A 20,134-nucleotide genomic window follows, 5' to 3' on the forward strand; every position below is an offset into this window, starting at 1 on the left:
CCGTTTTGTGACGGACGGGCGTACCCGAAACCACCGCGCGCCCCGGGCCCGCCCGCCTCCGGGGCCGGCATCACCCCCGAAGTCCCGGCGCCGCCGCGCCGGACGCCCGCCCGGTGTGCTTCGCACGGCGTTCGTGAGGTGTTCAGCGTGGCGCCGTCGGTGTGCCCCATGCTTCGATCCGAGGGCGAGTGCGCCGCTCGCCGCCGATCCCCGAGCAAAGGACTGGCCATCGTGCGAAAGCGTTTGCCTGGAAGAGTGCAACTCGTCGTAGCCGCCCTGTCGTTCGTCGCCCTGGGACTCTCGGGCGCGCCGGCGTCCGCGCAGCCGCGGACACCCGCGCAGACACAGCCGCAGACACAGCCGCAGACCGCCGGACAGGCCGTCGTTCGGATCAACGAGGTCGAGTCGAACGGCGGCACCCCGGGCGACTGGGTCGAGTTGGTCAACACCGGTTCGGCCGCGGCGGACCTGTCCGGGTGGGTCGTCAAGGACAACGACGACTCGCACACCTACCCGATCGCCGCCGGTACCTCGCTGCCCGCCGGCGGCTACCTGGCGCTCGACGTCGAGACGTCCTTCGGTCTCGGCAGCTCCGACTCCGCCCGGCTGTTCGGGCCCGGCGGCACCACCCTCGTCGACTCGTACAAGTGGACCACGCACGCCACCACGACGTACGGCCGCTGCGCCGACGGCACCGGATCGTTCGCCACCACCGCCGCGCCGACCAAGGGCGCGCCGAACTCGTGCGCCGCCTCGTGGGCCGCGTGGCCCGGCGCCGGCACCGTCACCGTCGCCGACGGCTCGAACGTGTTCGGCACCAACCTCAGCGGCCTCTCCTTCCAGGACGCCGGCGTGTTGTGGGCGGTGAAGAACGGTCCGGGCACGCTGTACCGCCTCGTGCCGGACACCGGCGGCAAGTGGCGGCCGGATCCGGCCGGCGGCTGGGCCTCGGGCAAGGCGCTGAACTACCGCGACGGCACCGGCGATCTCGACGCGGAGGGGGTGACCTTCACCCCCGACGGACTGTTCGTCGCCACCGAGCGCGACAACGACGACAGCGACGTCAGCCTGCCGAAGATCGCCCGCTTCGACACCTCCTCGACGGCCGGCGCACTGAACGCGACCGCCGAGTGGAACCTGACCGCCGACCTGCCCGCGGTGGACGCCAACAGCGGCCTGGAGGGCATCACCTGGATCCCCGACACCTTCCTCACCGGACACGGCTTCCGGGACGAACACACCGGCGCGGCCTACGACCCGGCCGCCTACCCCGACCACGGCAGCGGGTTGTTCTTCGTCGGCCTGGAGGCCAACGGCACGGTGTACGCCTACGCGCTCGACCGGACCGGCGGCGGATATCACCGGGTCGCCACCTTCGCGAGCGGCTTCCCGGCGGTGATGGAGCTGCAGTTCGAGCCGGCGACCGGTCGGCTGTGGGCGGTCTGCGACAACACCTGCCAGGGCCGGAGCACCACCCTCGGCATCGACGCCCAGGGCCGGTTCGCGATCACCGCCCGGTACAACCGACCCTCGGGGTTGTCCGACTACAACAACGAGGGCTTCGCCATCGCCCCGCAGACGGCCTGCGTGTCCGGCCGCAAGCCGGTCGTCTGGTCCGACGACGACAACGACGGCGGCCACGCGCTGCGGGCGGGCACGCTGAACTGCACGCCGTAGCCGACACGGGATGCGGCGCGGGGCGGGTGGCCTCTCGGTACCTCTTCGTACCGAGACCACCCGCCCCGCGCCGTCGGCGGGTTCAGCGCTCCCCGGACGCACCCTCCGGGGCGACGGCGGAGGGGACCGACGCGGTGTCGGCGGCGGGCGCGGTCGCCGAGTCCGCGCCGGCGTCCGTCGGCGGCGCGTCGTCACCGGCGGTCGCCGCCGCGGGGGACCCGTCGCGCCGGTCGCGCCGGGTGCGGCGGATGCCCTCGGCCATCGCCGCCACGGCGATCAACACCAGCCCGCCCTCGGGGAGTTCGCCCAGCCGGGTGGCCAGGGTGGTCTCGCTGCGCAGCGGCACGGTCGCGTTGAGCACCGTGCGCGTCCACGGGTCGCTGGACTTCACGATCGTGCCGTCGGGGGCGATGACCGCGCTGATCCCGGTGGTGGAGGCGACCAGTACGGACCGGCCGTGTTCGACGGCGCGCAGCCGGGACATGGCCAACTGCTGCTTCGGCTCGGCGAGGCTGCCGTTGCGCATGTAGGTGGCGTTGTTGGTGGGTACGGCGAGGAGGTTGGCGCCGGTGCGGACCGCGCCGCGGACCTGGCCGTCGTAGGCGACCTCGTAGCAGATCGAGGAGGCCAGGTGGATCGGGCCGACGTCCAGCCGCACCGGTCCCGAGCCGGCGACGAAGTCGCGCGGGATCAGCTGGAGGTCGCCCAGCCCGCCGATCAGGTCGCGCAGCGGGATGTACTCGCCGAACGGCACGAGCTGCTGCTTCGCGTAGTAGCGACCCGGGCCGGTGTCGGGGAACCACAACAGGCTGGTGTTGCGGATCCGGTCGTGGGAGGCGTCGAGGATGGCGCCCACCACGATCGGCGCGCCGACCTCGCGGGCGGCGAGCGAGATGCCCTCGCGCAGGCCGACGTCGGTGCGCGGGTCGCGGTCGGTGGCGTTCTCGGGCCACAGGACCAGGTCGGGTTGCGGGGCCTTGCCGAGCTTGATGTCGCGGGCCAGCTCGCGGGTGGCGGCGATGTGGTTCTCCGCGACCTGCTGGACCCGGGCCTGCTCCTCCATGTTGCGGGCGCGCGGCACGTTGCCCTGGACGACGGCCACCTTCGCGGTGCGGTCGCCGTGCGTACTCGGCAGCAGGAACACCCCGCTCGACGCGAGCGCGCCGGCCACCACGAGGCCCGCGCCGAAGCGGACACGGTGCGCGCGGGGCGCGGTGAGCAGCGCGGCCAGGAAGGCGGCGGTCAGCGCGACGACGGCACTCACACCGGGGGCGCCGGCCACGGAGGCCCAGCCCAGGGTCGGCGCGTCGGCCTGGCTGAAGCCGAGCCGCCCCCACGGAAAGCCGCCGAGCGGGACCCGCGAGCGCACCGCCTCCGTGGTCACCCACCAGCAGGCCGCCCACAGCGGCCACCCGGGCAGCCGGGCGAAGGTCGGCACGACGCAGCACAGCAGCCCGAGCAACAACGCCTGGGCCACACTCAGCGCCAGCCACGGCAGTACGCCCAGGTTGGTCAGCCACCACAGCAGCGGGACGAAGAAGGTCAGTCCGAACAGCGTGCCGAGCCGGAACGCCACCTTGGCCCGCCGATGCCGAATGGCGGCCAACAACAGCGCCGGCCCGACGGCCGCGGCGGGCCACAACCCGACCGGCGGAAACGCGAGCGCGAGCAACAGTCCACCGGAGGCCGCCATGATCGCCCCGGCCCAGGTTCGCAACCGCCGCTGCACCCGCCCCCGAACCTGCACGACAACCGCCGTCATGCCGCCCACCCGCCCCGCGGCTCCGGGCGACCGACGGCGGCGAACAACGAGCATCCGTCGTCGAAAACCCTGTCGAACACGGGCAGTGGAACCTTCCCGACCGGAACCGACATCGGCGTCTCCTCGGCTGAACTCGGGGCGGCGCGTAGGGCGATCCGCGGAACGAACTGAACAAACGGGCAGGCGAGCCGACCAACGACAACACCCACGCCGAGCCGGACCCGAACCCGTCCGGAGGAGGCGCCGGCCCGGAACGACCCCGGGGCCCGGCGGGGAACGTCCCGGCGGGCGCTGCCGGCATGCGTCTCAGCCACGGAGCACCCCCTCGGGTATCGCCGCGTCGTCGGCATCGTCGATCGCACGATCCCGGTTCGCCTCTCCCCCGTCGTGATCCGCCGGAGGCAGGAGGGCCGCGAGGCCGGCGAGCGCGTGGGCCAGTTTGGGGTCGACCGGCTCGTACCGCACTCGGCGGCCCACCGCGACCGCGCGCACCAGCCCGCAGTCCCGCAGGCGCGAGAGGTGGTTGGACACGTTCCCCCGGGTCAGCCCCAGCCGCTCGGCCAGTTCCGACGGGTACGCGGGCGCCGCCAACAGCGCCAGCAACAACCGGCGCCGGCTCTCGTCCGCGAGCGCGGTCCCCACCCGGGCCAGCGCGGCGGCGTCCACCACGACGGCCGGCCCGTCCTCTTCGTACGTATGCACGCGTAGACGTTACAGCACGCACTGAATCAAGCAACCACTGAATCGAACATTCAACCGCCGGACCCAACCGGGCAGGCCCGAGGCCGACCGGCTCCGGGCCGGCCCGCCTTGTGCTCGGCCACGAAGCCGTGCGGGAGATTTCGGCGTCGCGGACAACGCCCCACACCCGGCGGCTTCCTAGCGTGTGGCCATGACGCGAACCGCCGGGCCACCGTCCCAGACCCACGACCTCGTGCTGCGCGGTGGTCGGGTACTCGACCCCGAGACCGGGCACGACGCACTCGCCGACGTGGGGGTGACCGGCGGCACCATCACCGCGGTGTCCGCGCGCCCGCTGGTCGGCCGGCGCACGCTCGACGTGCGCGGCCTCGTGGTCGCGCCCGGCTTCATCGACATGCACAGCCACTCGCACGACGTGGCCGGCCATCGACTCCAGGCCATGGACGGCGTCACCACCGCGCTCGAACTCGAGGCCGGCCTCTCGCCCGTCGACGAGGGCTACCGCCAGGCCGCCGCCGAGGGCCGACCGCTCAACTACGGCTTCTCCGCGTCGTGGTGCCAGGCCCGGATGGCGGCCGTCGGCGGCCTCCCGCACGGCGGCGGCATGCACGCCGCCCTCGGCCTGCTCGGCAATCCCGCCTGGCAGCGCGAGGCCACCGGGACCCAGGTCGACGAGATGCTCGAACTCCTCCGCCTCGACCTGGCCGCCGGCGCCCTCGGGATCGGCGTCGTGGTCGGCTACGCGCCGCGGGTCAAGCCGGAGGAGTACCTGGCGGTCTCCCGCCTGGCCGCCGAATCGGGCCGCCCCACCTACACGCACGCCCGAGATCTGGTCGAGCAGTTCCCGGACGTCCCGATCGACGGCGCGCACGAGATCGCCCGCGCCGCGGCGGAGACCGGCGTACACGCGCACTACTGCCACATCACCTCGACCTCGCGGCTGCACAGCGACAAGGTCATGCGGCTGATGGACGACACCCGCGCCGAGGGCGGCCGGATCTCCACCGAGGCCTACCCGTACGGCGCGGGCATGACCGCCATCGGCGCCGCCTTCCTCGCGCCCGAATTGCTGGCGGCCACCGGGCTCACCCCCGACGGCATCGTCCACGCCGCCACCGGCGAGCGCATGGCGAACGCGGAACGGCTGCGCGAGGTGCGGGCCGAGGACCCGGCGGGCCTGGCCATCGCGCACTTCCTCAACGAGGCCGACCCGTTCGAACAGAGCCTCATCGACCGGGCCCTGCTCCACCCGTCGACCGTGGTCGGCTCCGACGCGATGCCGCTGACCTGGACGAACGGCCGGCCCGACCCGCTGGCCTGGCCGTTGCCCCCGACGGCGGTCACCCACCCGCGCACCTCGGGCACGTTCGCCAAGGTGTTGCGGCGCTACGTCCGCGAACTCGGCGCGCTCACCCTCCTGGAAGCGGTCTCCCGAAGCAGCTTCGGGCCCGCGCGGATCCTCCAGGACAGCGTGCCCGCGATGCGCCGCAAGGGCCGCGTGCAACCCGGCTGCGACGCGGACCTGATCGTCTTCGACGCGGACACGGTCACCGACCGGGCGACGTACGAGCACAGCACGCGGCCTTCGCTGGGCTTCGCGCACGTGCTGGTCGGCGGCGTGCCGGTGGTCCAGGACGGCACTTTGTGCCTCGACGCCTTGCCGGGGCGGCCGGTACGGGCTTGAGGTCGCGGGGGCGGGGCGCGGGGGCGCGGGGGCGCGGGGCCGGGTCGCGGGGCCGGGGCGCGGGGGCGCGGGGCCGGGTCGCGCGGTCGCAGGGCCGGGTCGCGCGGTCGCAGGGCCGGGGCGCGGGGTGAACGCGAGGGGGAGCGGCGGTCGTGTGCGGGGGCTGTTTGTTGGGCGCTTCGCGCCGGCTCGCGAGGGACCACTTTTCTGCTCCCCCGCTTCGCTCCGCCGCAGAAAAGCGGCCCCTCGCTCGGGGTCGGGTGCCCCTCCGCTTCGCTCCGGGTCACCCGACCCAAGTTCTGCGGCTCCGCCGCTCTCCGCGCTTCGCGCGTCGATCGCGTGGGCAGTCAGGGTCGGGGGCGCTGACGCGCCATCGCCGGCACGCGAGGCACCACCGCTTCGCTCCGCCGCTCTCCGCGCTTCGCGCGTCGATCGCGCTGACGCGCCGTCGGGTCAGGTGGGGTTGGGGCCGGTGGGTTGGGGGGTGGCCGCTTCGAGTAGGCCCGAGGCCAGGGAATGGGCGTGGGTGTGGGCGGGGCATGCGTGTGGGCCCAGGCCGAAGGGGGCCTCGGTGAGGTCGATCTCGACCGTGGTCCCGTCCGGGGCCACCCGGCGGGTGCGCGGGACCGGGGGGTCGGTGCGTCCGGACGCCAGGTGCGCGACCAGGGCCTTGGTCGCGTCGCACGCCTGGACGAGCAGGCCGATGCGGTTGGCGGTGGCCTCGTCGGCCACGCCGCCGCACACCCGGACCAGGCGCACCACGGCCCGGTCCGCCTCGGCGGTGATCGCGGTATGCGGCTGGTAGGCCGTCGCCACCACCGCGACGTCGGCGGCGATGCTCGCGGCGAGTTCGCCGGGCAGGCCGAGCGCCTCGGCCAACACCTCGACCGGCCCGCGGCCGTCCCGCGCGGCAGACTCCCGGAGGCGTCGCGGATCGATCCGGTCCAGGTCGGCGACCACCAGGGCACGCCGCCGCCGGTGCACGGCACCGTCGCTGAACCGGGCGACGCCGGCCCGCAGCCACGCGACACCCGCGGGTGGCGCGGCGGGGACGACCGGCATGGTGTGGGCGGGATCGGTCAACAGGGCGTGGTTTCGCGACGTCATGCGGCCATCGTGACCCGGGGATGCTTCGGCGGGCACCGAAACGACGCCGGGGCGATGCCGGGACGACCCGGGAGGAGCCCGCCCCGGTGCCGGCGCGACCCCGTCCCGCCTCGTCCGGCTCCGATCGAGCGCTCGACCCCGATCCACCGCCGCCCGATGTCCGGCGTCCACCTCAGGGATGAGTCCCACCCCGGACCTCGGTCCCGGGCAGGCATCGGATCGGGACTCCGGTCCCGGGTCGAGATCGTCTGCCGAACGGCCCGACAAGGCCGCCGAAGGCGGTGAAATGGAACGGAAGCTCCATACTCGCGCCCTCGACCCCGCCCCCACCCACCGCTCACCATCCACTCGCCATCGAAGGAGACCCGAGCATGGGGTCCGATCACGGCCTGGCGGCCCTCGCGCCGACGCCCGCCGCCCCGCTTCGCGCGACGGAGCGTGATCCGAGGCTCGATCCACGCGCACCGACGCGCCGCGTCGTCGTGCCGAGGTCCGGCGTCACCGCGTGGCGCCGTCTCCGGGCGAACCGGGCGATCGCCTTCCTCCTGCGGCACCGCGCGAACCTGATCGTCACGCTGGTCGCGGGCGCCATCGACGCCCTCGCCTATCTCGCCCCCGACGAAGGCATGGAACCCAGGCGGGTACCGCTCGGCATCGTGCTGGCCCTGGCCGCCGCCGCGATCCTGCCGGCGCGACGGCGGCACCCGATGCGCGTGCTCGCCGGGGTCGTCGTCATCCAGATGTGCCTGGTCGTCCTGACCACCGCCACCACCCACTCCTTCGGCGGCGCCCTCTTGGTCGCGCTGTACACCGTGGCCCGCTTCGGCAGCACTCGCGATCTCTGGATCGCCGGCGTCGGGGCGTTCTCGGTCCAGGTCCTGCGCGACGCGTACGACTCCGAGACGTTCGTCCAGATGGTCGGCGCCGACCTGCTGGCCACCCTTCTGGTCGTGGGGGTCGGGCTCGGCACCGCCAAGTGGCAGGGCCAGGTCGAGCTCAACCGCCGGTTGCTCGCCGATCGGGCCGTCACCGAGGAACGCCGGCGGATCGCCCGGGAGTTGCACGACATCGTCGCGCACCACATCACCACGATGTACCTGATGTCCGGCGGCGCCCGGGCCACCCTCGACCGCGACCCCGACACCGCCCGGGAAGCGCTGTTCACCCTGGAGTCGTCCGGCCGCTCCGCACTGCGCGAGATGCGCCAACTGCTCGGCGTACTGCGCAGCGACGACGGTCCCGAGCAGGCGCCCTCCGAACCCCAGCCCGGGATGGACGACATCGACGGACTGATCATCGAGTCCCGCGCGGCCGGCCTCCCGGTGGAGTACCGCGAACTCGGCGAGCGTGAACCGCTGCCCCCGGCCACGGGTCTGACGCTGTATCGGATCGTCCAGGAGGCGCTGACCAACACCCGCAAACACGCGGGCAACGCGCGCACGTGCGTCGAGGTGCGGCATCTGCCCGATCGCGTCCTGATCGAGGTGCTCGACGACGGCGCGGGCAACATCCCCGCGACCGGCGTGGTCGGCGGCTACGGCCTGACGGGCATGCGGGAGCGGGTGGCGCTGCACGGCGGGACGCTGGAGGTCGGCCCGTGCCCGGGCGGCGGGTTCCGGGTGTTCGCGAGCGTGCCGCTGCCGCCGAAGGCCCCGACCGGCGCGGCCGAACGGGTGTGACCGGAACACCCGACCGCCGGGAGCGCGACGGATATGCCCCGGAGCGCCCCGGTTCGCCTACCACGCTGGTTGACCCTCGTTTCCCGCCTCTCCACCCCTGGTACCCCCCGAATCCCCACCGAGCGTGTGACGCTCGGACGCGCATCGGTTGCCTACCGTCGTTCGCATACACCGGTGGGCGGTCGGTACCTGGGGGCCGCCGTCCCCCGGTGTGCCCGACCGGAACTCACACGGGGGAGTTCCGTCCGCATCGAACCGTCGGCGCCGCCGGGTGCCGGTCCGCGGGCAGGCGCGGCGCAGACCGCCGCCCCGCCGGGACGACCGCCCGGCCGGGTGGTCCGACGGCTTCGGCGGTCCCGTCGGCCCGTCGGCTCCCGGGCGACGGGCTGTGCGTCCCGGATGCCGGGGGCGGGGGCCGCGTGCCGGGAAATCGGGCTCGCGACTGGACCGTTCGGCGCTCCGAGGGGGGTCGGCGGAGGCTGTGAGGTTGATGTGAGTACGTCCGACGATGTAGCGCGCGGGGTCCTGGCCGCGGTTCGGGCCGAGGACGAGGGGGCGTTCGTACGACTGGCGGAGTACCACCGAAACGATCTGCGGGTGCACTGCTATCTCATGCTCGGCTCGTTCACCGACGCCGAGGACGTCCTCGACCGAACCCTGCTGCGGGCCTGGCGGGCGCGGCGGGGGTTCACCGGGCACGCGCCGTTCCGGTCGTGGCTGTACCGGATCGCGACCAACGCGTGCCTGGACGCGCTGGCCGCCCCGGCGCGGTGCCGACGGGAGATCGCGATCGCCACGAACGGCGCGGGCGAGCCGGTGCGTTCGGCCCTCGCCGAGGTCACCTGGCTCCAGCCCCTCCCGGACCGGCCCGAGGACGGGGCGGTCGCCACGCGCGACACCGTCGATCCGGCCTTCGTGGCCGTACTCCAGCACCTCCCGCCCCGCCAACGCGCCACGCTGATCCTGCGCGACGTGGTGCACTGGCCGGCCGCGGACACCGCCGACACCCTGGGCATGAACGTCGCGGGCGTCAAGAGCGCCCTCCAGCGGGCCCGACGCACCCTGCGCGCGGAACTGCCCGACCGCCACCCGTCCGACCACGATCGGCCGGCCGGGCCCGACGACGCCGAACGTGCCTGCCTGGAGCGCTACGTCACCGCGTCGCGCCGGGCCGACCCGGCGGCATTGGCCGCGCTGCTGCACGCGGACGCCCGCCAGGCGATCCCCCCGGCCCGGCTCGTGCACACCGGCCGGCCCGCCATCGTGGAGACGCGCGGGCCCGTCCCGGCCGACGCCCCAGGGCACGGCGAGCGCGAGGCGCTGCCGCTGGCGATGAACCGCCGGCCCGCGGTGGCGCACTACTTCCGCCGGCCGGGCGAGGGCGTGTTCACCGCGACGAACCTCGACGTACTGCGCATCGACAACGGCCTGATCACCGAAATCGTCACCTTCGGCCCGGAGTTGCTGACCACGATCGGCCTCGGCGCGATCCTGGACGTCACCGCCGCCGACCACGAGTGCGCGGGCCGGGTCGGCGGCCGCTGAGCCGGCGCGCCCGCCGAGGCGTCCTCGTCAGACCTCGTATGCGATGCCGTGCGGCGCCGCGATCGGGTTGATCCGGTCCGGGTCGAGCGCACCGTCCGCGTGCAGTACGTCGGGACCGGCCTCGAACATGTCCTCCAGGAAACACTCCCACCCGCCGGGCGAGGACATCTGGAGCACCCGGGGCGGGGCCTGGCCGACCCGACTCAGCGCATGCGGAACACCCTTGGGCAGGAGGACGAACGACCCGGCCGGCACGGAGGTGTCCTCACCGTCGAAGTGCACGCCCAGTTCGCCCTCCAGCACGTAGATCAGTTCGTCGGCCCGGTGGTGGGTGTGTCGCGGGATGTCCCGGACCAGGGTCACCTCCAACACCGACAGGCGCCCCTCGGTGTCCTCGGTGCGCGCCAGCACCCGGAAGGGCGGCGGCAGCGGCACGCGTCCGGGTCGCCGCTCGCCCGGGTCGAGCTTGACGAAGCGCTCGTTCGACATGGGGAAGTCCCGTCTCTGGAAGGGGTACGGATGCGAGGGGGCGGTCACCGATCGGGATCGGCGGCCGCCAACACCTCGGCCAGCCGGGTCAACGCGGCGACGACCTTCTCGCGGTCCTCGCCGAGCCCGGCCAGCAGTTCGACCTCACGGGCCAACAGGCGCGGGAAGAGCGCGTCGACGACGGCCCGGCCCGCGTCGGTGATGACCACCTCCACGGACCGGCGATCCACGGCGCTGGGCGTACGTCGGATGTGACCGCGCTCCTCCAGCCGGGCCAGGCTCTTGCTCACCGCCACACGCGAGATGCCCAGATTCGCCGCGAGCCGCCGGGCGATCACCGGCCCCGGCGCGTGCCGGAGCGGAATGAGCAGGTCCAACTCCGGTGGTGTCACCGGCGCCGTCTCGTGCAGCGGACGCAACGCCCGTTCGTGCAACAGGTGGATCCGCCGGATCAGCCCGACGATCTCCATCGGCGAGGTGTCCAGCCCGGGGTGCTCCGCCGCCCACCGCGCCCGCACCTCCGCCAGGGGAAGCAGCACGTCCACTCCCATGATTGTCAACCGGTGAACAATAGGTTCACAATATCGAACCCGGCCGACGGCACAAGACCCGCCGAGGGTTCACCTCGGCGGCAACTCCCGTACCCACCGGTCGATCGGCTCGGGCGGTCAGGTCAGGCGTTGGGCGATGCCGTCCAGGAAGACGTCCAGGCCGTAGGCGAACCGCGCCGCCGGGTCGGCGGTGACCAGGGCCGACATGGCCTTTTCGTACGTGGCGGACTCGTCGGGGCCCGCGGCGGCCAGGCGCGCGGCCCAGTCGTCGGACTCGGCCAGGCGGGACTGGGCCTGCTCCTCGATGGTGTGGCCGAGGACGTAGTAGAACATCGCGAACGTGATCCACCCGGCCTGTTCCGGGGCGAGGCCCGCGCGACACAGCACCTCCACCGCCAGCCGGCCGGCGGCGTTGGTGTTGGCGTCCGGCACGTAGGTGCCCGCGACCACCCGGGCGCCGTCCCGGCGGGAGAGCAGCGCGCCGCGCAACCGGTCGCCGAGCAGCCGTAGTTGCTCGTCCCAGGACGCCTCCGGCAACGGCGCCGCGACACCTTCGAGCAGTTGCTCCGCCATCGCGTCGAGCAGCGCCTCCTTGCTCGGGAAGTGCCGGTACATCGCGCCCGCCCGCACGTTCAGCGCGGTGCCGAGTCTGCGCATGGTGAGGCCGTCCAGCCCCTCGGCGTCGAGCAGGTCGAGCGCGCCCTTGACCACGTCCGGCCGTCGCAACATCGAGAACTCCCGCTTCCGTGCCGTTGACAGCACTCTGATCCGATCCTAACGTGAACAACGTTCACTGTGAACATCGTTCACCGTGAACGGCGTTTCCATCTGCCTCCATGCTATCCACCACCTCCCAGGAGTCCCCCATGGCGAACAGTCCCGGTCGACCGGACGCCGCGCCCCCGCTCGCGAAACCCGCCCCACGCCCGACCCGCCCGGCCCGGCGCGACGTGATCGCCCTGGTCGCCTGCGTGGCGCAGTTCATGGTCGTGCTCGACTCGACCATCGTCACGGTGGCCCTGCCGGACCTGCGGACCTCGCTCGACCTGAGCGACACCGGGCAGCAGTGGGTGGTCAACGCCTACCTGATCACCCTCGGCGGCCTGCTCGTGGTCGCCGCCCGGGCGGGCGACCTGTTCGGCCGCAAGACCGTGTTCCAGACCGGCCTGTTGGTCTTCACCGCCGCCGGCGTGCTCGGCGGCGTGGCACAGGACACCACGACCCTCCTGGTGGCCCGGGTCGCCCAGGGGCTCGGCGCCGCCGCGCTCGCCTCGAACGGCCTGAGCCTGATCGCCGCCGGCTACGCCCACGACCCGATCCGCCGCGGCCGGGCGCTGACCCTGTGGAGCCTGACCGGGGGCGTCGCCGCCGCGGCCGGACTGGTCCTGGGCGGGGTGCTGACCCAGCAGTTCGGCTGGCGCTGGGTCTTCCTGGTCAACGCCCCCGTCGGCGTCGCGCTGCTGCTCACCGCCGGCCTCGGTCTCGCGCCCACCCCGGCGGCCGACCCCGGCGAGCGGCGCCGGATCGACGTCGGCGGCGCGCTCGCCGTCACCGGCGCCACCGGCCTGTTCGGCTACGCCGTCTCCCGTACCACCACCCACTCGTGGACCTCGCCGGGCGTCCTGGGCACATTCGCCGGCGCCGCGCTGTGCACCGTCGCGTTCGTCCTGATCGAACGCACCGCGGCCCGTCCCCTGGTGCCGCTGAAGATGTGGCGGCTGCCCGCGCTGCGCTTCGGCAACCTGATGATGCTCGTGCTGGGCTCCGCGATGACGGCCACGCTCTACTTCATGTCGCTCTACCTCCAGGGCATCCTCGGCTACGGGGCGCTGCGCGCGGGCGGGGCGATGGTGCCGTTGACCGTGACGATGCTCGCCTCCGGGATGGCCGCGCATCGCCTGATCGCCGTACTCGGTCCGCGCGCGCTGCTGGCCGGCGGTGCGGTGACGGCGGCGGTGGGTGTGCTGTTCCTGGCCTGGCTCCCGGCCGACGGCGGCTTCCCGGTGCGTTTCCTGATCGGTTCGGTCGTGGCCGGCGCCGGGGTGGGGCTGATGCTGCTGCCGGTCACCGTCGCCGCGACGGCCGGCATCGAGGCCCGCGACGCGGGCGCCGCGTCCGGCCTGCTCAACACCGCCCGCCAACTCGGCGGCGCGCTCGGGCTGGCCGTACTGGTGACCGTCGCCGCCCAGGACTCCGCGACCGACCCGGCCGCCGTCCTGGACGGCTACCACACCGCGTTCGCGGTCGACGGATTCCTCATCCTGCTCGTCGTCCCGCTGGCCCTGCTCCTGCCCCGCCCCCCGCGTCCCTGACGCCCGAAGTCGCCCTCCCCGCCGGGATCACACCCGCGCCGACACGTCACCCGGATCGCACCGGCCGGCCCCGCGCCCGGTCCGAGTCCCGGTGACCGGCCCGGCCCGGCGGGGAGGGCCCGCGCGTGGCACGACGGCGGTACCGCCCACCCGCTAGGGCAACGCCGCCACCGGTTCCGCCGCGCCCGGGTTCGGGCCGCTCGCCCGGCGCGGCGCGGCGGCGGCCGACGCGGTGATCCGGGCGTGCAGTTCGCCCACGCGCGACTCGGCGGCGGGGTCCAGGAGTTCGCTGCGCAGCACCCGCGTGCGGTTGCGGTCGGCGACCGCCCGGGGGTGGCGGCGCAGGAAGTCCAGGACCCGGACCGGGAGCGTGCTCAGGTGGCTCGGGTGCGCGAGGTGTTCGGCACCGGCGGTACCGGCCCGCAGGATGTACCCGCTGGATGCCTCCACCCGGGACATCCGGGGGTGCTGCTCGCCGGTGAGCGCCAGGTAGGTCAGGATGTCCAGCTCGGGTCGCTGGAAGAGCATCAACTCCGGTTCCGCCTCGATCAGTTCGCACCATTGCCGGGTGCCGCGCAGGCGCGCCGCGAGCCCCGAGCCGACCCCTTCGGGGCTGAGCGGGAGCGCGCGCAGGGTCAGCCACAGGGCCGCGGCGAGGGCGCCGGGACGGGCGCGGTCCGCGCCGAGTTCGCCCGAGCGCGACACGTCGGAGGAGAAGTCGCCCACCAGGGGATCGCGGCACCCGCCGGACCCGGGCACCGGCTCGCGGAACAACACCGCACCGCAGCCGGAGGGGTACAGGCCGATCCGGTGCGGATCGACGACCACCGAATCGCACTCGGCGAGCGCGCGCAGATGCCGGGCCGCGGGCGTCGCGCGCAGTTCGTCCGCGTCCACGAGCAGCGTGAAGAACCCGCCGTAGCCGGCGTCCGCGTGCACCCGCACCCCGCGTTCCCGGCACAGGGGCAGGATGTCGGCGATCGGGTCGACCGCGCCCAGCGTCGTGGTGCCGGCGCTGACCACGACGGTGCCGACCCGCTCCCGACCCAGTACCCGCGCCAGCGCGTCGGGGTCCATCCGCCCGGCCGCGTCGGTCGGCACGGGATACGCGGGAGTGCGCAGCACGGCGCACATGTGTTCGTGCGCGGGATACATGTCGGCGCCGTGCGCGATGCCGAGGTCGGGGTGCGCCTCACGGGCCGCCCACAGCGCCTCCAGGCCGGCCACGGTCCCGCCGGAGGTGAGGTGTCCGTGGGCGGTGGGCAGCCCGAGCATCGCGGCGAGGTCGGCGACCACCTCCTCCTCCAGCGCGACCGTGGTCGGATCACCGTCGAACACCCGGTCCCCGGGCCCGACCAACGAGATGGCGAGCCGAGCGGCCACCGCGGCCCGGTGCGGCGGCTTGACCGGACGCCCGGCGTCCGCGGCGTGCGGGAACGGCCGACCGCCGCGCAGATGCTCGGCCAGCGCGGCCACGTGCGCCTCGAACCGGGCCCCGGCGCGCTCGCCGGCCCCCTCGGGCGGGGGCTCCCGATACGCGTCGGCCCACGCGGACACGGTGTCGAACGCCTCGGTCAGCCGGCCACGGGTGTCCATGTCTGCCTCCGGATACGACGGCCGGCGCGCGCTCCACGCCGCGGACGCCCGGCGATTCCGCGTACGGACGGGTACGGACGGGTGCGGACGCGGACGGGCGTGTACGGATGCGTGAAGACATCCGCGGGACAACGAGAGTTCCCTACCGGACGGCGATCATGCCCGCCCCTGCGGCATCCGTGTGACCACGCCGCCCGGCCCCGGGTGGCGGCGCGCCGACGCCCGAAGCGCCCGTCAGTGCCCGCCGTCGAGGATCAGCCGGTCGGGCAGTTCGATCAGCGGGCGCAGGTCGACGAGGGACTGGTTGGCGACGAACAGCGCCACCCAGTCCACGTCGGGGTAGCTGTGTACGTTCGCGGTGATCCCGGGGTCGCCGCCGCCGTGACCGATCCGCCGACGCCCGTTGACGATCGAGATCAGCGAGCCGTAGGAGGCCATGCCCGGGCCGAACGGATACTTCCCGCTCACCATCATCTCGGTGTGCGCCTCCCCCACGAGCCGTCCCTCGCGCAGCGCCACCGCGAAGCGCAGCAGGTCGGGGGCGGTGGAGAAGACCCCGCCGTCGCCGCCCCCGATCTCGGCGCCCCGCATCGCGGCGGTCAGGTCGGGACGCCGGCCGTCGGCCTGCGGATCCCCGTACGCGTGCGCGTAGGTCGGGTCGGTCTGCCAACGCGACAGCGGGGCGAACTCGGTGCGGGTCATCCCGGCGGGACCGAGGATGTGCTCGTGCACGTAGTCCGCGTAGGTGCCGCCGGAGATCCGCGCCACGATCGCGCCGAGCACCCGGAAGCCGGAGTTGCTGTACGCCGACCGCGTCCCGGGTGGGAACAGCGGTCGTTGCCGGCGGATGAAGTCCAGCGTCCCGGCCTCGAACTCGGCCGGCGTCCGCCATCCGCGCACCGCCTCCCGCCACTCCGGGTCCGCCCGGTGGTCGCCCAACCCCGAGGTGTGGGTGAGCAGTTGGTGCACGGTGACGGTGTCGGCCACGCCCGGGGGGAAGCCGTCCAGCCAGGTCCCGATGGTGCCGTCGAGCCGGATCAGCCGGCGTGCGAAGAGTTGGGTGACGGCCAGGCCGGCGAAGAACTTGCCCACGGAGGCGATGTTGAAGACGGTGTCGCGCCCGTTCGGGATCCCCCGCTCCCGGTCGGCCATCCCGTGCGAGCGGATCAGCACCGGCCGCCCACGATGCGCGAGCAGCACCGTGCCGGCGAATCGATCCCGCGCGGCCAGATCCGCGACGAGCCGGTCGTACTCCCCGCCCGGCCGCAACTCGTCCGGCACCCGGCCGGCCCCGGCCGCACCGGAACCGGCGACGGCCCCCGCGGCCGACCCACCGCCGGCCGATACACCCCCGCCGGCCAACGAGGCCGCCCCGACCAGCCCCATCACCGAACGCCGCGACGGTCGCGTCTTCGATCCCGAGTAGTCACTCATGGGTGGTGTCTACCGAAGCCCACCGATGGCGGACCGATGGCCCGACCATCGCGAACCCATCGGTCCGGCACGGGATGCCGGAAGCGGAAAGCGGTGATAAGTCTGAAATGCGGGCCTGTTTCGACGCCCGGTCGCAACCCTGCGAGGAGTGGAGTTCCCGTGGACGACTATCCGCTGCTGAACGTGTTCTGGACCATGATGTGGCTCTTCCTCTGGGTCCTGTGGTTCTTCCTGCTGTTCAAGGTGATCACCGACATCTTCCGCAGCCACGACCTCGGCGGCTGGGGCAAGGCCGGTTGGCTCGTGTTCACGATCGTGCTGCCCTATCTGGGCGTGCTGGTCTACCTGATCGTGCGCGGCAGGTCGATGGGCCGGCGGGACCGGGATCAGGCGAAGGAGAACGAGGCGGCCTTCAGGGCGTACGTCCGCGACGCGGCCGGCTCCGAGGGTGGGACGAACCGGGGCGCCAGTCCGGTCGAACAGCTCGGCAAACTCGCCGATCTCCGGAACAACGGCGCCATCTCCGAGGAGGAGTACCAGCAGGCGAAGCAGAAGGTGCTCGGCTGACCCGCACCCGGGGTGCGTCCGGGTCCGTCTTCGACGGACCCGAACGAATCACTCCGAGGTGCGGAGAGGGTCACCGTATGTACTCATGGACGGGCATGGCCGTTCCGCTGTCGTCACCCCCGGAGTGACCTTGAGTACCCCGCCCGAGCCACCACCGGATCCACCCGACCGGGCGTCGCCCGCGCGCGCGACGCGGGAGTTGCACGAGGTGTTGCGCGCGCCCGGCTATCTGCGATTGTTGCTGGTCGCCGCCGTCGTGGGTATTCCGGTCTCACTGGCCGCGTTCGGCTTCCTCACGCTCGAACACGCGATGCAGACCGGCCTGTGGGAGCACCTGCCGCACGAGATGGGTTACTCCGTCGCGCCGTGGTGGTGGCCGCTGCCCCTGCTCACCCTGGCCGGTCTGGTCGTGGCCGGGGTCGCCGCGCGGCTGCCCGGGGCCGGCGGGCATCTGCCCGTGAACGGGCTCGGCGGCCCGCCGATCCTGCCGTCGGCGCTGCCCGGTGTGGTGGTCGCCGCGCTGGCGAGCCTGTCGTTCGGCGCGGTACTGGGCCCGGAGGCCCCGCTGATGGCGATCGGCAGCGCCCTCGCGCTGTCCGCCGTGCGCAGCGCCAAGCGCGCCGCCGCCCCCGAGTTGGTCGCGGTACTCTCGGCGGCCGGATCCGCCGCCGCGATCGCCGTCGTGTTCGGCAGCCCGCTGGTCGCGGCCGTACTGATCATCGAGGGGGCGAGGCTCGCCGGGCCCCGGCTGACCGCGCTGATCCTGCCGTGTCTGTTGGCGAGCGGCGTCGGGGCGGTGGTGTTCACCGGGTTCGGCGCGTGGAGCGGCCTGGCCACGGGCGCGTTGGCGCTGCCCTCGTTGCCGCCGAGCCGGTCGTTGCGGGCGGGCGACTTCCTGTGGGGCATGCCGTTGGCGGCGCTGATCGGCTGCGGGGTGGTACTGCTGATGACACTCGGTCGCCGCGTCGCCGACTGGACCGGGCCGCACCCGACCCGCCGGATCGTCATGTGCGCGATCGTGGTCGGCGCGCTGACGGCCGGATACGCGGCGAGCACCGGCCGCTCGCCCGAGGAGGCGGCGCTCTCGGGCCAGTCGACACTGGCCGCGCTGGCGGCGGACCCGCATTCCTGGTCGACGTCCGCGCTGGCCCTGCTCGTCCTCGCCAAGGGGCTGGCCTGGTCCGTCTCGCTCGGCTCGTTGCGCGGCGGGCCGGTCTTCCCGGTACTGATGCTCGGCGCGGCCGCCGCGCTGTTGTGCCAGGACCTGCCCGGCTTCGGCGCCCTGCCGGGACTGGCGGTGGGTCTGGCCGCGGCGGCCTCGGCCGCGCTGCGACTGCCGCTGTCGGCGACCGTGCTCGGCGTACTGCTCCTCGGCGACCAGGGCACGGAGCAGGTGCCGGTCCTGATCGTCGCGTCGGTCGTCGCCTTCGTCGTCGGCGAGCTGACCCGCGCCCGGTGCGCGCCCCACCCGCCCGATTCGGCGACGGCCGGCCCGTCCTGACCGGCGACACGCAGTATTTTGCTCTGATATCTCCCATAGGTCCGTCTAGAGTGTGCCGCGAGGAGGAGCCCCGAGGAGGCGGATCGTGACGCTCGACCCCCGGCGACCGACCCCGTGACCGGCCCCCGCTCCGAAGGCACCGACGCGGGCTCCCCCGAAGGCCCGGCCGACGGCCCCGGCGAGGGCGCCACCAGGAGCCCCACCACGGCCCCCGCCACCCGCCGCATCGCGCTGTTCGGCGCGTTGCGCGCGCTGGGCTCGTCGACCCTGCTGCTCGTCCTCTACTACGTGCTGCCGCTGGACCGGGGTCTGGACACGACGACCGGCATCGGACTCGCCGTCGGACTCGTCCTGTTCGCGGCCCTGGTGGTGTGGCAGGTGAACGTCATCGCTCACGCCGAGCGGCCGCGCCTGCGCGCCGTCGAGGCGCTGGCCGTCTCGCTGCCGCTCCTGCTCCTGCTCTTCGCCGCGACCTACTTCGTCATCGGCCGCGAGCGACCCGAGTCCTTCACCGAACCGCTCACCCGCACCGACTCCCTCTACTTCACCCTCACCGTCTTCGCCACCGTCGGCTTCGGCGACATCGCCCCGAAAAGCGAGAGCGCGCGCGTGGTGGCGATGATCCAGATGGTGGTGAACCTGATCGCGGTCGGCGTGATCGCCCGGGTGGTGCTGGGCGCGGTACAACAGGGCCTGCGCCGCCGGTCGAAACCTGCGGCCCCCGTCGACGCCGTCGACGCCGTCGACGCCGTCGATTAGTCCCGTCCGACGGGACGAAGTCGAGCCCGGGCACGCCCCTCGCCGGAGCATGTACCGAAGTCCACATCGACCGTGTACTTCAAGCCGGGGACCAAGCCTCCGGAACCGGCATCTTTCGCCTGCCGGATCCGCCCTGGTCGGGTCGGGGGTGTTCGGCCCTTTTGGATGTTTCCTACAACTGGCGCCGCTCAGTGTGCACTGCCCGCGACATGGCGTTGCCGGCCGGTTCACGGAATGGTGAACACTGTCGGGGGTCGCCGCAACGTCGCGGCGAGCACAATCGTTGGTTTGCAGGAGGTTCGGTCGGGTGTTCAGTCGTGTCGCCATCGTCAATCGCGGGGAGGCCGCGATGCGGCTCATCCACGCCGTCCGGGAACTCGCCGCGGAGACCGGCACCCGGATCGAGACCGTCGCTCTGTACACCGACGTCGACCGTGCGGCCACTTTCGTGCGTGAGGCGGATCTGTCGTACGACCTGGGGCCCGCGTCGGCGCGTCCGTATCTGGACCTGAAGGCGCTGGAGCGGGCGTTGGTGGCGACGGGGGCGGACGCCGCGTGGGTCGGGTGGGGTTTCGTCGCGGAGGATCCGGCGTTCGCGGAGTTGTGCCGCGAGCTCGGGGTGGCGTTCGTCGGCCCGGACGCGGAGGCCATGCGCAGGCTGGGTGACAAGATCGGTTCGAAGCTGATCGCCGAGGAGGTCGGCGTCCCGGTCGCGCCGTGGAGCCGGGGTGCGGTGGAGACGCTGGACGCGGCGCTGGCGGCGGCGGCC

General features: G+C 73.6%; 17 protein-coding genes. 9 read left to right on the forward strand and 8 right to left on the reverse strand.

The window, feature by feature from the left end:
- The first annotated feature begins 255 nt into the window (after positions 1-255).
- The gene (locus EMA17_RS50450; protein ID WP_246127454.1) at positions 256-1,677 is read left to right on the forward strand and encodes a lamin tail domain-containing protein; all 1,422 of its coding nucleotides are present in this window, start codon (positions 256-258) and stop codon (positions 1,675-1,677) included.
- Positions 1,678-1,759: 82 nt separating this feature from the next.
- Here EMA17_RS50450 and lnt read toward each other — a convergent pair whose 3' ends face one another.
- Entirely contained in the window at positions 1,760-3,439 is a 1,680-nt protein-coding gene (gene lnt, locus EMA17_RS50455; RefSeq protein ID WP_246127460.1) for an apolipoprotein N-acyltransferase, read from the reverse strand.
- A 306-nt stretch (positions 3,440-3,745) separates the two neighbouring features.
- Positions 3,746-4,141, reverse strand: coding sequence for a helix-turn-helix domain-containing protein (locus EMA17_RS50460; RefSeq protein WP_281290640.1), 396 nt, complete (start codon positions 4,139-4,141; stop codon positions 3,746-3,748).
- A 190-nt stretch (positions 4,142-4,331) separates the two neighbouring features.
- Between EMA17_RS50460 and EMA17_RS50465 the strand changes: the two genes are divergently transcribed.
- Positions 4,332-5,825: an amidohydrolase family protein gene (locus tag EMA17_RS50465; RefSeq protein WP_126643959.1), complete on the forward strand. Its 1,494-nt coding sequence runs from the start codon at positions 4,332-4,334 to the stop codon at positions 5,823-5,825.
- Positions 5,826-6,278: 453 nt separating this feature from the next.
- Here the strand turns inward: EMA17_RS50465 and EMA17_RS50470 are convergent, their stop codons facing one another.
- Positions 6,279-6,932: a hypothetical protein gene (locus EMA17_RS50470; protein WP_126643960.1), complete on the reverse strand. Its 654-nt coding sequence runs from the start codon at positions 6,930-6,932 to the stop codon at positions 6,279-6,281.
- A 371-nt stretch (positions 6,933-7,303) separates the two neighbouring features.
- Between EMA17_RS50470 and EMA17_RS50475 the strand changes: the two genes are divergently transcribed.
- Both EMA17_RS50475 and EMA17_RS50480 read left to right on the forward strand, forming a co-directional pair.
- Complete coding sequence (locus tag EMA17_RS50475) at positions 7,304-8,611, forward strand: sensor histidine kinase (RefSeq protein WP_126643961.1); 1,308 nt, start codon at positions 7,304-7,306, stop codon at positions 8,609-8,611.
- A 492-nt stretch (positions 8,612-9,103) separates the two neighbouring features.
- Positions 9,104-10,156, forward strand: a complete 1,053-nt coding sequence (locus EMA17_RS50480) for an RNA polymerase subunit sigma-70 (protein WP_246127462.1) — start codon at positions 9,104-9,106, stop codon at positions 10,154-10,156.
- A 27-nt stretch (positions 10,157-10,183) separates the two neighbouring features.
- On the opposite strand, the gene EMA17_RS50485 is transcribed toward EMA17_RS50480, so the two are convergent.
- From EMA17_RS50485 to EMA17_RS50495, 3 genes are all read right to left on the reverse strand, one after another.
- The gene (locus EMA17_RS50485; protein ID WP_126643963.1) at positions 10,184-10,645 is read right to left on the reverse strand and encodes a cupin domain-containing protein; all 462 of its coding nucleotides are present in this window, start codon (positions 10,643-10,645) and stop codon (positions 10,184-10,186) included.
- A gap of 44 nt (positions 10,646-10,689) precedes the next feature.
- The gene (locus tag EMA17_RS50490) at positions 10,690-11,196 is read right to left on the reverse strand and encodes a MarR family winged helix-turn-helix transcriptional regulator (RefSeq protein WP_126643972.1); all 507 of its coding nucleotides are present in this window, start codon (positions 11,194-11,196) and stop codon (positions 10,690-10,692) included.
- 117 nt (positions 11,197-11,313) lie between these two features.
- Positions 11,314-11,925 carry a TetR/AcrR family transcriptional regulator C-terminal domain-containing protein gene (locus tag EMA17_RS50495; RefSeq protein WP_126643964.1) on the reverse strand — a complete coding sequence of 204 codons (612 nt, stop codon included), beginning with the start codon at positions 11,923-11,925 and terminating at the stop codon, positions 11,314-11,316.
- 137 nt (positions 11,926-12,062) lie between these two features.
- Here EMA17_RS50495 and EMA17_RS50500 point away from each other — a divergent pair, with 137 nt between their 5' ends.
- Complete coding sequence (locus EMA17_RS50500; protein ID WP_160161887.1) at positions 12,063-13,508, forward strand: MFS transporter; 1,446 nt, start codon at positions 12,063-12,065, stop codon at positions 13,506-13,508.
- 153 nt (positions 13,509-13,661) lie between these two features.
- Here the strand turns inward: EMA17_RS50500 and EMA17_RS50505 are convergent, their stop codons facing one another.
- Entirely contained in the window at positions 13,662-15,104 is a 1,443-nt protein-coding gene (locus EMA17_RS50505; protein ID WP_126643966.1) for a pyridoxal-dependent decarboxylase, read from the reverse strand.
- A 234-nt stretch (positions 15,105-15,338) separates the two neighbouring features.
- Positions 15,339-16,538, reverse strand: coding sequence for a serine hydrolase domain-containing protein (locus EMA17_RS50510; protein ID WP_126643967.1), 1,200 nt, complete (start codon positions 16,536-16,538; stop codon positions 15,339-15,341).
- 159 nt (positions 16,539-16,697) lie between these two features.
- Here EMA17_RS50510 and EMA17_RS50515 point away from each other — a divergent pair, with 159 nt between their 5' ends.
- From EMA17_RS50515 to EMA17_RS50530, 4 genes are all read left to right on the forward strand, one after another.
- Positions 16,698-17,105: an SHOCT domain-containing protein gene (locus EMA17_RS50515; protein ID WP_126643968.1), complete on the forward strand. Its 408-nt coding sequence runs from the start codon at positions 16,698-16,700 to the stop codon at positions 17,103-17,105.
- A 124-nt stretch (positions 17,106-17,229) separates the two neighbouring features.
- Positions 17,230-18,606: a chloride channel protein gene (locus EMA17_RS50520; protein ID WP_371863269.1), complete on the forward strand. Its 1,377-nt coding sequence runs from the start codon at positions 17,230-17,232 to the stop codon at positions 18,604-18,606.
- A gap of 114 nt (positions 18,607-18,720) precedes the next feature.
- A complete protein-coding gene (locus EMA17_RS50525; RefSeq protein ID WP_246127466.1) occupies positions 18,721-19,365 on the forward strand; it encodes a potassium channel family protein in 645 nt (214 codons plus the stop codon).
- A 307-nt stretch (positions 19,366-19,672) separates the two neighbouring features.
- On the forward strand, positions 19,673-20,134 hold a 462-nt coding region (locus EMA17_RS50530), incomplete at its 3' end, for a biotin carboxylase N-terminal domain-containing protein (RefSeq protein WP_148112354.1).

Source organism: Embleya hyalina, from assembly GCF_003967355.1.
GTDB classification, from domain to species: domain Bacteria; phylum Actinomycetota; class Actinomycetes; order Streptomycetales; family Streptomycetaceae; genus Embleya; species Embleya hyalina.

Coding starts and splice junctions, on each gene's coding strand:
- lnt (WP_246127460.1), bottom strand. CDS start 3,439: ATGACGGCGGTTGTCGTGCAGGTTCGGGGGCGGGTGCAGCGGCGGTTG.
- EMA17_RS50475 (WP_126643961.1), top strand. CDS start 7,304: ATGGGGTCCGATCACGGCCTGGCGGCCCTCGCGCCGACGCCCGCCGCC.
- EMA17_RS50470 (WP_126643960.1), bottom strand. CDS start 6,932: ATGACGTCGCGAAACCACGCCCTGTTGACCGATCCCGCCCACACCATG.
- EMA17_RS50510 (WP_126643967.1), bottom strand. CDS start 16,538: ATGAGTGACTACTCGGGATCGAAGACGCGACCGTCGCGGCGTTCGGTG.
- EMA17_RS50490 (WP_126643972.1), bottom strand. CDS start 11,196: ATGGGAGTGGACGTGCTGCTTCCCCTGGCGGAGGTGCGGGCGCGGTGG.
- EMA17_RS50485 (WP_126643963.1), bottom strand. CDS start 10,645: ATGTCGAACGAGCGCTTCGTCAAGCTCGACCCGGGCGAGCGGCGACCC.
- EMA17_RS50500 (WP_160161887.1), top strand. CDS start 12,063: ATGGCGAACAGTCCCGGTCGACCGGACGCCGCGCCCCCGCTCGCGAAA.
- EMA17_RS50465 (WP_126643959.1), top strand. CDS start 4,332: ATGACGCGAACCGCCGGGCCACCGTCCCAGACCCACGACCTCGTGCTG.
- EMA17_RS50505 (WP_126643966.1), bottom strand. CDS start 15,104: ATGGACACCCGTGGCCGGCTGACCGAGGCGTTCGACACCGTGTCCGCG.
- EMA17_RS50495 (WP_126643964.1), bottom strand. CDS start 11,925: ATGTTGCGACGGCCGGACGTGGTCAAGGGCGCGCTCGACCTGCTCGAC.